The organism is Janthinobacterium sp. BJB304 (genome assembly GCF_002735765.1).
Classification (GTDB): domain Bacteria; phylum Pseudomonadota; class Gammaproteobacteria; order Burkholderiales; family Burkholderiaceae_D; genus Janthinobacterium.
Genome location: NZ_PDZN01000013.1, coordinates 22,490 through 37,136, shown reverse-complemented (window position 1 = coordinate 37,136; position 14,647 = coordinate 22,490). Strand labels below are relative to the sequence as shown.

12 protein-coding genes are annotated in these 14,647 nt (G+C 59.5%); all 12 read left to right on the top strand.

The genetic code is table 11. From position 1 onward, the window contains the following. Positions 1 to 241 precede the first annotated feature (241 nt). The 12 genes from rimP to CSQ95_RS16325 all read left to right on the top strand — a co-directional run bounded on the left by rimP (position 242) and on the right by CSQ95_RS16325 (position 14,413). Positions 242 to 730: a ribosome maturation factor RimP gene (rimP, locus tag CSQ95_RS16380; protein ID WP_035828693.1), complete on the top strand. Its 489-nt coding sequence runs from the start codon at positions 242 to 244 to the stop codon at positions 728 to 730. Further along, positions 727 to 2,292, top strand: coding sequence for a transcription termination factor NusA (gene nusA, locus CSQ95_RS16375; RefSeq protein ID WP_070222358.1), 1,566 nt, complete (start codon positions 727 to 729; stop codon positions 2,290 to 2,292). Before rimP ends, nusA begins: the two co-directional genes overlap by 4 nt. A 46-nt stretch (positions 2,293 to 2,338) precedes the next feature. Next, positions 2,339 to 5,197 carry a translation initiation factor IF-2 gene (gene infB / locus CSQ95_RS16370; RefSeq protein ID WP_070291157.1) on the top strand — a complete coding sequence of 953 codons (2,859 nt, stop codon included), beginning with the start codon at positions 2,339 to 2,341 and terminating at the stop codon, positions 5,195 to 5,197. A gap of 120 nt (positions 5,198 to 5,317) precedes the next feature. Continuing rightward, the gene (rbfA, locus tag CSQ95_RS16365) at positions 5,318 to 5,734 is read left to right on the top strand and encodes a 30S ribosome-binding factor RbfA (protein WP_035825200.1); all 417 of its coding nucleotides are present in this window, start codon (positions 5,318 to 5,320) and stop codon (positions 5,732 to 5,734) included. Between the two features lie 2 nt (positions 5,735 to 5,736). Then, entirely contained in the window at positions 5,737 to 6,672 is a 936-nt protein-coding gene (truB, locus tag CSQ95_RS16360; RefSeq protein WP_099410268.1) for a tRNA pseudouridine(55) synthase TruB, read from the top strand. 342 nt (positions 6,673 to 7,014) lie between these two features. Further along, entirely contained in the window at positions 7,015 to 8,847 is a 1,833-nt protein-coding gene (gene typA, locus CSQ95_RS16355; protein WP_070223676.1) for a translational GTPase TypA, read from the top strand. A gap of 132 nt (positions 8,848 to 8,979) precedes the next feature. Further along, positions 8,980 to 9,975, top strand: coding sequence for a tRNA dihydrouridine(20/20a) synthase DusA (gene dusA, locus CSQ95_RS16350; protein WP_099410267.1), 996 nt, complete (start codon positions 8,980 to 8,982; stop codon positions 9,973 to 9,975). Then, positions 9,975 to 10,439, top strand: a complete 465-nt coding sequence (locus tag CSQ95_RS16345) for a hypothetical protein (RefSeq protein ID WP_099410266.1) — start codon at positions 9,975 to 9,977, stop codon at positions 10,437 to 10,439. The genes dusA and CSQ95_RS16345 overlap by 1 nt, the downstream gene beginning before the upstream one ends. Positions 10,440 to 10,975: 536 nt before the next feature. Next, positions 10,976 to 12,730: a methyl-accepting chemotaxis protein gene (locus CSQ95_RS16340; protein WP_099410265.1), complete on the top strand. Its 1,755-nt coding sequence runs from the start codon at positions 10,976 to 10,978 to the stop codon at positions 12,728 to 12,730. 60 nt (positions 12,731 to 12,790) lie between these two features. After that, a complete protein-coding gene (locus CSQ95_RS16335; RefSeq protein WP_070218202.1) occupies positions 12,791 to 13,138 on the top strand; it encodes an energy transducer TonB in 348 nt (115 codons plus the stop codon). Positions 13,139 to 13,306: 168 nt separating this feature from the next. Beyond that, the gene (locus tag CSQ95_RS16330) at positions 13,307 to 13,879 is read left to right on the top strand and encodes a hypothetical protein (RefSeq protein ID WP_070291161.1); all 573 of its coding nucleotides are present in this window, start codon (positions 13,307 to 13,309) and stop codon (positions 13,877 to 13,879) included. 150 nt (positions 13,880 to 14,029) lie between these two features. Continuing rightward, positions 14,030 to 14,413 (top strand): hypothetical protein, encoded by a 384-nt coding sequence (locus CSQ95_RS16325; RefSeq protein ID WP_099410264.1) that lies wholly within the window; start codon positions 14,030 to 14,032, stop codon positions 14,411 to 14,413. The last annotated feature ends 234 nt before the right edge of the window (positions 14,414 to 14,647 follow it).

Here is a 14,647-nt window from a genome sequence, read left to right as displayed (position 1 = left end):
TAATAAGAGGTTATAATCTGCAGCCTAATAAAAGTTCTCCGCAGGGTTGTTTGGTGGGGAGTGCTTTCATCTGGTTGGGAAAATACAAGAAGATGGGCAGATGCCCATTTTTTTTTTGTTGAACCGTTTGTAATGGCTCCGCAAGGGGCCATATATGACTTGAATGCGTGTTTTTTGCATGTTGTCGGCGCTTATTGCGGCGCTGTCATGCCGAAAACGGGCCTTATTTCTGGAGAATTTCTTGCAGCAGTTGGGATTAATTGAAAAGACAGTTACAGGTCTGGGCTATGAGCTCGTTGATGTCGAACGTGCCGAGCGCGGGCTGCTGCGCGTCTTTATTGATTTCAGCGCCGCCGATGCCGCTGAAAAAGGTCCGATCACGGTCGAAGACTGTGCCACGGTCAGTCACCAGTTATCGCATGTGTTGACGGTAGAGAACGTTCCTTACGAGCGTCTCGAGATTTCTTCCCCGGGTCTCGATCGTCCGGTGCGCAAGCTGGAAGACTTCGTCCGTTTCGCAGGCCAGGAAATCATCGTCAAGCTGATGGTGGCGATGCCGGGTACGAACAACCGGAAATCGTTCCAGGGGATCTTGCAAGAACCCGTGGGCGATAAATTGTCGTTGGAATTTGAAGGTAAGGATGGTCCGGCGATGTTGGAGTTTACGCTCGCCGATGTGGATAAGGCACGCTTGGTGCCGCAGGTGGTTTTTAAGGGACGCAAAGCATGAGCCGCGAAGTTTTATTATTGGTTGACGCGCTGGCGCGCGAAAAAAACGTCGATAAAGATGTCGTCTTCGGCGCCCTCGAATTCGCGTTGGCGCAAGCCACGAAGAAACGGTATGAGGGTGAAGTAGACATCCGCGTTTCGATCGACCGCGAAACGGGCGAATTCGAATCGTTCCGCCGCTGGCACGTCGTGCCCGATGAAGCGGGCCTGCAATTGCCGGATCAGGAGATCCTGCATTTCGAGGCAAAAGAACAGATTCCCGATATCGAAGTCGATGACCATATCGAAGAACCGATCGAATCCGTTGAATTCGGCCGCCGTTTCGCCCAGGATACCAAACAGGTCGTCCTGCAGCGCGTGCGTGATGCCGAACGTGAACAGATCCTGGTCGACTTCCTGGAACGCGGCGATTCGCTCGTCACCGGCACCATCAAGCGCATGGAACGCGGCGACGCCATCGTCGAATCGGGCAAGATCGAAGCACGTTTGCCGCGCGACCAGATGATCCCGAAAGAGAATCTGCGTATCGGCGACCGTGTGCGTGCATATATCTTGCGCATCGACCGCAATATGCGCGGCCCGCAAGTGATCCTGTCGCGCACCGCGCCGGAATTCATTATGAAGCTGTTCGAGCTGGAAGTGCCGGAAATTGAGCAAGGCATGCTGGAAATCAAATCCGCAGCCCGCGATGCCGGCGTGCGCGCCAAGATCGCCGTCTACACGGCCGACAAACGCATCGACCCGATCGGTACTTGCGTCGGCATGCGCGGTTCGCGCGTGCAGGCTGTCACCGGCGAGTTGGGCGGCGAACGCGTCGACATCGTGCTGTGGTCGGAAGATCCGGCGCAGTTCGTCATCGGCGCCCTGGCACCGGCGAACGTGTCGTCGATCATGGTCGATGAAGAAAAACACGCGATGGATGTCGTCGTGGATGAAGAAAACCTGGCAATCGCGATCGGCCGTTCCGGCCAGAACGTGCGCCTGGCCTCGGACCTGACCGGCTGGAAGATCAACATCATGACGGCCGAAGAATCGGCCGACAAAGCTGCCCAGGAAACGGCTGCCGTGCGCATCCTGTTCATGGAAAAGCTCGATGTCGACCAGGAAGTGGCCGATATTCTGGTGGAAGAAGGTTTCGCCAGTCTGGAAGAAATCGCTTACGTGCCAATTTCCGAAATGCTGGAAATCGAATCGTTTGACGAAGATACCGTCAATGAACTCCGTACCCGTGCGCGTGATGCGCTCGTGACCGAAGCGATCGCTTCGGAAGAGGGTCTGGAAGGCATGGACGAGGCGTTGGTGAATCTGGAAGGCATGGATCGCATCACCGCCGGCAAGCTGGGTCTGGCTGGTATCAAGACCGTAGAAGCATTTGCAGCACTGGCATACGACGAATTTGGCGCAATCCTGGCCTTGTCTGCGGACCGTGCGCGTGAACTGATTACAAGTGAATTTAAAGATGTGACCGACGATGAGATGAAGTTGGTTGACTCGAAATACGACGATCGTGCCAAGGCGTTGCAAGCCAAGGCATGGAGTCTGGCCGAATCCGCAAAGGCTTAATTTGAGTATCTTTATCATCTCCGCGACACATAGAAAAGAGGACTGAATGGCGAGTAACAACGTAGCCCAATTTGCCACCGAACTGAAGATGCCTGCAGATTTGCTGCTGACGCAGCTGCGTTCTGCCGGCGTCGAGAAAAGTTCGACGTCAGATCCATTGTCGAAAGATGATAAGGACAAGCTTTTGGATCATCTGCGCCGCACACACGGCGCAGCGGCTGACACAGAAAAGAAAAAAATCACCGTGACCCGCAAGGAAACGACTGAGATCAAGCAGGCAGACGCCACCGGCAAATCGCGCACGATCCAGGTGGAAGTGCGCAAGAAACGCACTTTCGTCCAGCGTGACGAAGCTGCGCCGGTCGCGGCAGAACCGGCCGCGCCTGCCGCACCGGTGATCGATCCCGCCGACGTGGCGCGCCGTGAAGAAGAAGCCCGTAAACAGGCTGAACTGATCGCCCGCCAGGAAGCCGATCTGCGCGAAAAGCAAGAACGTCTGGCCAAGCTCGATGCGGAAAAAGAAGCCCAGGCGAAAGCCACGCAACAGGCTGAATTGGCTGCGAAGAAAGAAGCGGAAGCGGAAGCGAAGAAAGCGGCAGCCAAAGCTGCCGCCGCGCCTGCCGCCAGCGCTGCTGCGCCTGTCGTTGACGACGCCGCCGCCGAAGCGAAAAAAGCTGCTGCCGCTGAAGAAGCGAAAAAGAAAGCCGCCGCCGCTGCTGTTGCCGCCAAGGAAGCCGCTGACAAAGCGGAAGCCACCGAGCGTGCACGCAAGGCCGTTGCCGACGAAGTCGCCCAGATCAAGGCCATGATGAACGCGCCACGCCGCGCCATCAAGGCACCGGAACCCGTACCGGTTCCCGTCAAGCCGAAGGCGCCGGAAGGCACGCTGCACAAGCCTGCTGACAAGAAACCTGGCGACAAGCCGGGCGACAAGAAGCCTGCTGTTGCAGACAAGAAATCCATCAAGTCGGCCAATGTGTCGTCCACCTGGTCCGATGACGCGAAAAAACGCGGCACCACCGGTGGTCCTAAGCCACGCGGCAATAGCGGCCCAGGCGGCCGTGACAGCTGGCGCGGTGGCGCGAAGGGCCGTCGCCCGACGCACCATGACGACCGTGAATCGAACTTCCAGGCGCCGACGGAAGCCGTCGTCAAGGACGTGCACGTACCGGAAACGATCACCGTGGCCGAACTGGCGCACAAAATGTCCGTCAAGGCATCCGAAGTCATCAAGCATTTGATGAAATTGGGCCAGATGTGCACGATCAACCAGGTGCTGGACCAGGAAACCGCCATGATTCTGGTGGAAGAAATGGGCCACAAGGCGTTCGCCGCCGAACTGGACGATCCAGAAGCGCTGCTGGCCGATGTGGGCGAACACGCACACTTCGAAACCAAGCCACGCGCACCGGTGGTCACCGTCATGGGTCACGTCGACCACGGCAAGACCTCGCTGCTCGATTACATCCGTCGCGCCAAGGTAGCATCCGGCGAAGCGGGCGGCATTACGCAGCATATCGGCGCTTACCACGTCGATACGCCACGCGGCATGATCACCTTCCTCGACACCCCGGGCCACGAAGCGTTTACCGCCATGCGTGCCCGTGGCGCCAAGGCAACCGACATCGTCATTCTGGTGGTTGCCGCCGACGATGGCGTGATGCCGCAAACGAAAGAAGCGATTGCCCATGCGAAAGCAGCCGGCGTACCGCTGGTGGTGGCGATCAACAAGGTCGACAAACCAGGCGGCAACGTGGACCGCGTGACGCAGGAACTGGTCGCCGAACAAGTCGTGCCGGAAGAATACGGTGGCGAATCGCCATTCGTGCCGGTGTCGGCCAAAACGGGCCAGGGTATCGACGATCTGCTGGAACAAGTGCTGTTGCAAGCCGAAGTGCTGGAACTGACGGCACCGGTCGATGCGCCAGCGCGCGGCCTGGTAGTCGAGGCGCGTCTGGACAAGGGCCGTGGTCCTGTCGCGACGATCCTGGTGCAGTCCGGTACCCTGAAGCGCGGCGACGTGATTCTGGCGGGCTCTTCGTATGGCCGTGTTCGCGCCATGCTGGACGAGAACGGCAAGTCGATCGCTGAAGCGGGTCCTTCGATTCCGGTCGAAATCCAGGGTCTGACGGAAGTGCCGGTTGCCGGTGAAGAAGTCGTCGTCATGGCTGACGAGCGCAAGGCGCGCGAAATCGGTCTGTTCCGTCAAGGTAAGTTCCGCGACGTGAAACTGGCCAAGCAGCAAGCTGCGAAACTGGAAAACATGTTCGACCAGATGGCCGAAGGCGAAGTGAAAAACTTGCCGTTGATCATCAAAACCGACGTGCAAGGTTCGCAAGAAGCGCTGGTCGGTTCGCTGCAGAAACTGTCGACCTCCGAAGTGCGCGTACAAGTGGTTCACGCGGCCGTCGGCGGCATCACGGAATCGGACGTCAACCTGGCAGTCGCCTCGAAAGCGGTCATCATCGGCTTTAACGCCCGTGCTGATGCCCAGGCACGCAAGCTGGCCGAGTCGAATGGCGTGGACATTCGCTACTACAACATCATTTACGATGCGATCGACGAGATCAAATCGGCGTTGTCGGGCATGTTGGCACCAGAGAAACGCGAAACCGTCATCGGCCAAGTCGAGATCCGCCAGGTTATCCTGGTCTCGAAGGTCGGCGCGATTGCCGGTTGCCTGGTCACCGATGGCGTGGTCAAGCGTGCTTCTTCCGTCCGCCTGTTGCGCAACAACATCGTGGTGTGGAGCGGCGAGATCGACTCCCTGAAACGCTTCAAGGACGATGCGAAAGAAGTTCGCGCCGGTCTGGAGTGCGGCCTGTCGCTGAAGAACTACAACGACATTCAGGTTGGCGACACGCTGGAAGTGTTCGAAGTCCAGGAAATCGCTCGTACCCTGTAATCGCAGCAGCAATGAAAACCGCGCGGACATACCGTTGTCCGCGCAAACACGTGGGGCGCATTGGTCAACGGGCAACCGTTTGACTCATGCGCCCTGCGGCACTTAGGACAGCATAAAATCATGGCTAAACATAGCAAAACCATGCCAGCGCGCGGCTTGCGCGTGGCCGACCAGATCCAGCGCGATCTGGCTGAAATCGTCGCCTACGAATTGAAAGACCCGCGCGTGGGCACGATGATCACCATCACCGAAGTGCAGATCACGCCCGATTACGCGCACGCCAAGGTGTTTTTCACGATGTTGAAAGACAGCAAGGAAGCCATCAAGAACACCACCGAAGGCCTGATGGCAGCGTCGGGCTTCATCCGTGGCTTGCTGGGCAAGCGCCTGCACATCCACACCCTGCCGATGCTGCATTTCGTGCACGACAGCTCGACCTCGCGCGGCATGGAAATGTCGCTCCTGATCGACAAGGCCAACGCCACGCGCGCGGCCGATGCCGAGCCGGATGTCAAACCAGAAGCGGACGAGCAATAACAGTGGCGGGTCCGAAGAAACCAGCGGGCATCAAGCGGGTGCGCGACCTGGTCGATGGCGTCTTGCTGCTCGATAAGCCTGTGGGCTGGTCCAGCAACGATGCCCTGATCAAGGCCAAGCGCGTCTTGAACGCGAAAAAAGCGGGCCATACGGGCACCCTGGATCCGTTCGCCACGGGCTTGCTGCCGCTGTGCTTTGGCGAGGCGACCAAGTTCTCGCAGGACTTGCTGGAAGCCGATAAAACCTATGAAACCCTGGTGCACCTGGGGCAGACGACGGATACGGGCGACACGGAAGGCGCAGTGCTGGAAACGCGCGACGTCAACGTCACGCAAGAGCAGATCGAAGCCGTGCTGGCGCGGTTCCGCGGGCCTATCCTGCAGACGCCGCCCATGTACTCGGCCTTGAAAAGGGACGGCAAGCCCCTATATGAGTATGCAAGGGCAGGCATCACGCTGGAGCGCGAAGCGCGCCCGGTGACCATCCACAAGCTCGAGTTCCTCGGCTATGAAGCCCCGTTCCTGAAATTGTCCGTGATGTGCAGCAAGGGCACGTATATCCGCGTGCTGGGCGAAGACATCGGCCATGCCCTCGGTTGCGGCGGCCATCTGAACGCCTTGCGCCGCACGCAGGTGGGCAGCCTGACGCTTGACGGCGTCGTCACCCTCGATGAGTTGACGGCGCATGCCGCGCCGCTGAGCCTGCTGGCGCCCGTCGATGCATTATTGTCGAGCTTTCCCGCCGTCCAGCTGACGGAAGAATTGGCCAAGCGTTTCCTGCATGGCCAGCGCATCGCGCTGGGCAAGGAAGACGTTGCCGTACCAAACGAGCCGGGCAGGGTGCGCGTGTATCACGACAGCAAGCTGCTGGGCACGGGCCAGTTGCAGGAATACAGCATCCTGGCCCCGGAGCGCCTGATCGCCACGGCGCATCAGTGACCACCTGACCAAACCTACTGCGCGTCGTGATTTGCGGCCTGCGATGCTCACTGTGCATGCGCACAGCTGCGCTTCTTAGCCACAACTCCCTTCCGCTCGCTACGGTTTTGTCAGGTGTCGTTAAGTCATAGGTAAGTCATGGTCAAGTCATATTGATCAGCGACACTGCTAACCCGGTGTCGTATTTTTAAACAATCCGTCCCCGACTGCGGGAGCCGCCAGCATTTTTAGATAGCGTTGCAACGCAACATGCTATACTACGCGGTTCCGGAAATAGATTAGCATTCGGGTATCTCGTACACCTTGTACGCACTCCGCAGTTTTTCAGTAACTACTACGACCATGTCAAATACAAAACGCGCAATTCGTAATATCGCCATTATCGCCCACGTTGACCACGGCAAAACCACGCTGGTGGATCAGCTGCTGCGCCAGTCCGGCACCTTCCGTGAAAACCAAGCGGTCGACACCCGAGTCATGGACTCGAACGACCTGGAAAAGGAGCGCGGCATTACGATTCTGTCGAAGAACTGCGCTGTTGAGTACGAAGGCACCCACATCAACATCGTCGACACCCCAGGCCACGCCGACTTCGGCGGCGAAGTGGAACGTGTTCTGTCGATGGTGGACTCGGTTCTGCTGCTGATCGATGCACAGGAAGGCCCGATGCCGCAAACCCGTTTTGTCACGCGCAAGGCGCTGGCACTGGGTCTGAAGCCTATCGTGATCGTCAACAAGATCGACCGTCCAGGCGCGCGCCCGGACTGGGCCATCAACCAGACGTTCGAATTGTTCGACAAGCTGGGCGCAACCGACGAGCAACTGGATTTCCCTATCGTTTACGCTTCCGGCCTGAACGGCTATGCCGGCCTGACCGAAGACGTGCGCGGCGGCGACATGAAGCCGATGTTCGACGCCATCCTGGAACACGTTCCAGTACGTGACGACAATCCGGAAGGCCCGCTGCAAATGCAGATCACCTCGCTGGACTACTCGTCGTACGTCGGCAAGATCGGCATTGGCCGCGTCAACCGCGGTACCGTGAAAGTTGGTCAAGACGTGCTGGTCATCAATGGCCCTGGCGCAACCCCGATCAAGGGCCGCATCAACCAGGTGCTGAACTTCAAGGGCCTGGAGCGCGTGCTGGTGGACGAAGCCGTCGCCGGCGACATTTGCCTGATCAACGGTATCGACGAAATCGGCATCGGTTCGACCCTGTGCGCACTGGACACCCCGGAAGCGCTGCCGATGCTGACCGTCGACGAGCCAACGCTGACCATGAACTTCATGGTCAACAACTCGCCACTGGCTGGCCGCGAAGGCAAGTTCGTTACCTCGCGTCAATTGCGTGACCGTCTGGAAAAAGAATTGAAAGCCAACGTTGCTCTGCGCGTAGCGCCGACCGACGACGACACGATCTTCGAAGTATCGGGCCGCGGCGAGCTGCACCTGACGATTCTGATCGAAAACATGCGTCGCGAAGGCTTCGAGCTGGCCGTATCGCGTCCACGCGTGGTGTTCAAGATGGTCGATGGCGTGCGCCACGAGCCGTTTGAAAACCTGTCGGTCGACGTGGAAGAAGCCAACCAGGGCGGCGTCATGGAAGAACTGGGCCGTCGTCGCGGCGACCTGCAAAACATGGAATCGGATGGCAAGGGCCGCGTGCGTCTCGAGTACCTGATCCCGGCGCGTGGCCTGATCGGCTTCCAGGGCGAATTCATGACCCTGACCCGCGGCACCGGCCTGATGAGTCACGTATTCCACGAATACGCACCAGTCGACAATACCCGTGGCGAAATGGCTGGCCGTCGTAACGGCGTGCTGATCTCGCAAGATGACGGCGCCGCCGTTGCCTACGCTATCTGGAAACTGCAAGACCGCGGCCGCATGTTCGTGTCGCACAATGACCCGGTCTACGAAGGCATGGTCATCGGTATCCACTCGCGCGACAACGACCTGGTCGTCAACCCGATCAAGGGCAAGCAGCTGACCAACGTGCGTTCGTCGGGTACCGACGAAGCAGTGCGCCTGGTGCCGCCAATTCAGATGTCGCTGGAATACGCAGTCGAATTCATCGAGGACGACGAACTGGTGGAAATCACGCCAAAATCGATCCGTCTGCGCAAGCGCTTCCTGAAAGAGCACGAGCGTAAAAAAGCGTCGCGCGACGCGTAATACCCGCGTGAGCATGGATTGACGTCCATGCCGCTTTCGGCCCGCTGCGCCGCATGACTTTAACCGGTGATGCGCGCAGCGGGTTTGTTGTTTGTAGAAGCTGTTGTGTATTGACCTGTTTTTATTGATCCTATGACTACGTCCTCCCTGCCTTCCCGCCGCCTGTCCGTCGCCCCCATGATGGACTGGACCGACCGCCATTGCCGCAAGTTCCACCGCGAAATCACGCGCCACACCTGGCTCTACACCGAGATGGTGACGACGGGCGCGCTCGTGTACGGCGACGTGGAGCGCCACCTGCGCTTCAACGAGGAAGAGCATCCGGTGGCGCTGCAGCTGGGCGGCAGCGATCCGACAGACCTGGCCACCAGCGCGAAATTGGGCCAGCAGTGGGGCTACGACGAGGTCAACCTGAACTGCGGCTGCCCGTCCGAGCGCGTGCAAAAAGGCGCGTTTGGCGCCTGCCTGATGGCCGAACCGCAACTGGTGGCCGACTGCGTGAAAGCCATGCGCGACGTGGTCGACATCGACGTCACGGTCAAGCACCGCATCGGCATCGACGACAGCGAATCGTACGACTTCGTGCGCGACTTCGTCGGTACCGTGGCCGATGCCGGCTGCAAGACGTTTATCGTGCATGCGCGCAATGCCATCCTGAAAGGCCTGAGCCCGAAGGAAAACCGCGAAGTGCCGCCCCTGAAATACGATTACGCCTACCGCCTGAAGCGCGATTTTCCCCAGTTCGAGTTCATCATCAACGGCGGCATTAAGACCCTGGACGAGATCGACCTGCATTTGCAGCACCTTGATGGCGTGATGCTGGGCCGCGAGGCGTACCACAACCCGTACGTGATGGCGCAGTTCGACCAGCGCTACTACGGCGACGAGACGCCCGTGAAAACGCGCGAACAGGTGCTCGAGGCGATGATTCCGTACATTAGCGCGCAGCTGGAGAAAGAAGCGGGGCGCTTGAAACTGAACAGCGTCACGCGCCACATGCTGGGCCTGATGCAAAACCTGCCCGGCGCGCGCGGCTTCCGCCAGACCCTGTCGGACTCGAAGAAGCTGGCCTCGGGCGACCCCCGTTTGCTGCTGGAAGCGGCGGCGCGTTTGTCGCTGCCTGCCTGATGAGCGGCGACTGCCACAGCCTTGCGCGCGTGATCGAGGGCTACTTGCTGGCCGTCGGCGCCCTGAAGGATGACGGCAGCTTGTTTCTTTGCGAGTATCTGGGACCCGTCGCGCCGCAGGCATCGCTCGACGCGCTGTGCCGCTCGCTGCGGATTGCGCCGGCGGGCTTGTCCTTGCAGCCGCTCGAGAGCGTAGTGTGCAGCGGCATCGCCTGCACGCCGCGCCAGTGGTTGCTGGAGCGTATTCGTCCCATGAGCGAGGCGGACCGCCAGCCGCTCGATGCGCGTTTATATGACGGTTTCGAGCGAGAACTGGCCGAACTGCTGCGCGGCGAGCCCCGCTGGTATCAATTGGTATCATCTGGCCAGATCAGCCTGACCGGGCAATTGGGCGCCATCTGGAGCGTCTTTGTCTTTGGCACAGAGTGCCACGCCTATGTGATGCATTGCAGCTGGGACAGCTGAGCCAACTTGTCTATACCGCTGCTTCTGCGCAGTGGTATTGTCCGTCCCCCCCCTTCCTCTGAGCACCTCTTCCAAAACGATGCAATATGGCTACGCCATGTGTTGTAAATGCGCTGTTTCGGCGCACGCCCGCACTGCCATGGGGCATTTCTAAGAGGCAAGAATCGGCGTTGTTGCCATTTCCCCGAAGAAAGTTAATCTGCCATTTATTCAGGTACTTATTGCTTGCTTTGAGGCAAAATTTACACCTATAATTGATTATAGACAAATATTTCTCATATGAATGTTTGATGTTGATCTCATATCATCAGTGTCAAAAATTCAGCGTGTGGAGCAAGTTTGCATTCGCAGTCACTGGCTGTTTCAGGGCTGGCGAAGGACCAGGAAGTACCCCAGGCTGCGTGCAGCCGGATACCGCCAGCATACCAATGGGTAAGGGCGGATACCGGTGTACCGCAGCCTTCGTCTTGTCGTGCCGGGCAAAAAATCCTTATCAATAGTTTCATTTACGAAGAGCCGAAATGAATTTAGCAAAAATGAAGGTTGGTACCCGCCTGGGCCTGGGTTTCGCCCTGGTACTGGTTCTGCTGGTGGCCGTGACCGTCCTCGGCATCGCGCGCATGGCGCAAATCCAGGAACGTCTCGATCACGTGATCAATGTCAACAATGTCGTCACCCGCCTGGTGATCGATATGCGTGGCAACGTCAGCGACCGCATCACCTCGCTGCGCATCCTCACCCTGATGACCGACGCGAGCGATATGGAGCCGGAAATGGCGCGTATCAAGACGCAGACGAGCACCTATCAGGAAACGCAGAAGAAGCTTGAAGAGAAATTCGCCGTCGAGTCGACTGCCGAAGAAAAAACCCTGCTCGCGTCGATCAAGGAATACGAAGCGGCCGCCATGCCGGCCATCGCCAAGGCATCCGCACTGTGGATGGCCAACGATGCGGAAGGCGCCACGCGCGTGATGATCAAGGAAATCCGCCCGGTGCAGAAAAAATGGATGGAAGCGCTGGAGCAACTGGCCACCCTGGAAGACAAGCTCAATGAACAGATGCAGTCGGATGCCCGCAAGGCCTTCGACAGCGCGCGCCTGTTCATGATCATCCTCGGCGTACTGGCCGTGGCGATGGGCGTGGCGGCGGCACTGGTGATTACCCGCGGCCTGCTGAAACAGCTGGGCGGCGAGCCTGACTACACGGCATCGATTGCCGGCAGCATCGCCAATGGCGACCTGTCGATCGGCATCCACACCCAGCCATCGGACAATTCCAGCCTGCTGGCGGAAATGAAGGAAATGCGCAACAGCCTGGTGGGCATCGTCGGCCAGGTGCGCGTCGGTACGGAAACCATCGGCACGGCATCGCGTGAAATTGCCGACGGCAATATCGACCTGTCGTCGCGCACGGAAATGCAGGCCAGCGCGCTGGAAAAAACGGCGTCCGCGATGGAAGAGCTGACCTCGACCGTGAAACAGAATGCGGACAATGCACGGGAAGCGAACAAGCTGGCCGCGACCGCGTCGGACGTGGCCCTGAAGGGCGGCTCCGTCGTGTCGCAAGTGGTTGACACCATGAGCTCGATCAACGAGTCGGCGAAGAAGATTGTCGACATCATCGGCGTGATCGACGGCATCGCCTTCCAGACGAATATTCTGGCGCTGAACGCGGCCGTGGAAGCGGCACGTGCCGGCGAGCAAGGCCGCGGCTTTGCCGTGGTGGCGTCCGAAGTGCGCAACCTGGCCCAGCGCTCCGCTGGCGCCGCGAAGGAAATCAAGATCCTCATCGACGATTCGGCCGAGAAGACGGAACGCGGTACGCGTCTGGTCGGCCAGGCTGGTGTGACGATGGGCGAAGTGGTCGACAGCGTGCGCCGCGTGACGGACATCATGAGCGAGATCGCCAGTGCCAGCCAGGAACAAAGCGCCGGCATCGAACAGGTCAACCTGTCGATCATCGAGATGGACGGCATGACGCAGCAAAATGCCGCCCTGGTGGAACAGGCAGCCGCCGCGGCGCAAAGCCTGCAGGACCAGGCGGCCGAACTGGCGCACGTGGTCAGCATCTTCAAGCTGGTCGAAGGCGAAGAGAAACCGGCAGCGGCGTCTGTGCCGGCGCCGGCACCCGTGGCTGCCGCACCAGCGGCCGTGCGCAAGCCGGCGCCCGCATTGCGTCCGGTGAAATCGCTGACCCGCAAGACCGAAGCGTCCGCTCCCGTGGTTGCCGCGGCGCCACGCAAGGCGGCAGGGGCCGGCAGCACCAGCAATGACGAGTGGGAAGAGTTTTAAGCGCGGTCAACAGCGCACAGGAAGTTGTAATTACCGTATCTGATAATCATGGGGAAGCACATGTTTGAGAATAAGCGTTTGATGAGTGTTGCAGCAGCCTTGCTGGTGTCCGTTTCTTCCGCAGCCTTCGCTGCCGAGGTGCCGGCGTCGTTCGATGCCAAGAACTGCAAGGCCGACTATCCGAAAGCCTCGTTGATGAACGAAGAGCAAGGCACCGTGTCGATGTCCTTCCTGGTCAATGCCGATGGCAGCGTTGCTGATTCGAAAGTCGAGAAGAGCAGCGGCTTCAAGAACCTGGACAAGGCCGCCATCAAGGCCCTGTCCGCATGCAAGTTCAAGCCGGGCACCAAGGATGGTTCCCCTGCGCAAACCTGGACCAAGGTCGACTACGCCTGGAAGCTGGACTGATCCAGGCACTGCCGGGAGCGCGTCTCCCGGCATGACCGTATCCGCTACGGGCGGCGCCTGCGAGGGTGCCGCCCGTATTGTTATGTGCGGCAGCCAACGGCGCTGCCGCCCCCGATTCTGTTACCCTCGAAACATACCTTCGGGATATCCCATCACAAGAGGCCTACCATGCAGCGCATCCTGACACTTTCTTCCCTGGCGGCCACCGGCTTGCTGCTTTCCGCCTGCGCTTCCCTGGGCACGCCCGTGGGCTTGCAGGCGGGGCAGACCGTCGCCGTTGTCAACAGCCTGAGCTGGGACAATCCCCTGACGGGCAAGCGCGACGGTGTACGCACCAGCTGGCCCATCAAGGATGGCAAGATTGCCCCTGAATATTTTCCGCTGGCGCAATTGAAGCAATGCGAGGCCGGCGGCAAGGCTTGCAGCTGGGGTGTGATGCGGGCGCAGCGCAGCGCGCCGAAGCTGGCCTATGCGGACGGCGGCGTCGACCTGGCCGTGAACGTTGCGATCGACGTGGCGCGGCGCCAGGATGCGCGCCAGGGTGAGACGCAAACGGCGATGGCGATACCGCAGGACGTGCCGGCACTGGCGGGCATGCAGCGTGTGCAGCCCAGCTGGAAATTGAAGTATGGCAAGGTCGAGCAGGTCGAGCTCGATTACGGCGTGCGCTACCAGGTGTGCGTGCAGCGCTACGATGCGGCAGGCAAGGCCATCGACACGTGCGACATTCCATTTATCTGAGGAAACATGGCGCATGGGCCGCTTGTGGCGCCATTGCCACATTTCATGTTGCGGCGTGCGTCGGGGTGTAACAATCGGTAAAAGCACAGCAAAGCACGGCGTAATTTCTTATAGTACTTACTTGAGGTAGTACATATTAGGAGAATTGCGATGAAAACCCTGTTGGCAGTAATTTCGCTGGCCGCATTGGGTGGCTGCGTCGTGGCCCCGCCAGGGCCCGCGTATTACGGTTCGCGCGCGCCACAGGGGGCCTACAATCCCTATGAATGGCATACGGTCTCGTCCGAGCCGGTGCAGTCGGGCCGCGTGATGAGCGCGCCGCGCGTGGAATACACGAATGAGCCCGTCTACGTGCAGCAGTCGCCTGTCTACGTGCAGCAGCCCGTGTATGTGCCGGCGCCCGTGTACGCGCCGCAACCGTATTATTACAATCCGCCCGTATCGATCGGGCTGGACTTCATGTTTGGCTTTGGGCGCTATGGCGGACACCGCGGCGGCTGGGGTGGACACGGGCATTACCGCGGCCGCCGCTAGACGCGGGGCGTAGTCCTTCTGGCGTGAGAAAGCGCGCCGTGCTTCGTAAAGCACGGCGCGCTTTCTCATTGGCGATGACGACTAGCGCCGCGAAGCTGAATCAGTGGAAATATACCGAACTCTGGTGCAGCACGTCCGCCGAGCACAGGATATACATCGCCGCCGCTGCCAGACCTATTTGCAAGGCGCCAAAGCTGATCGGGATGAGGCGGGACATGTCGTACTCCTGAATGG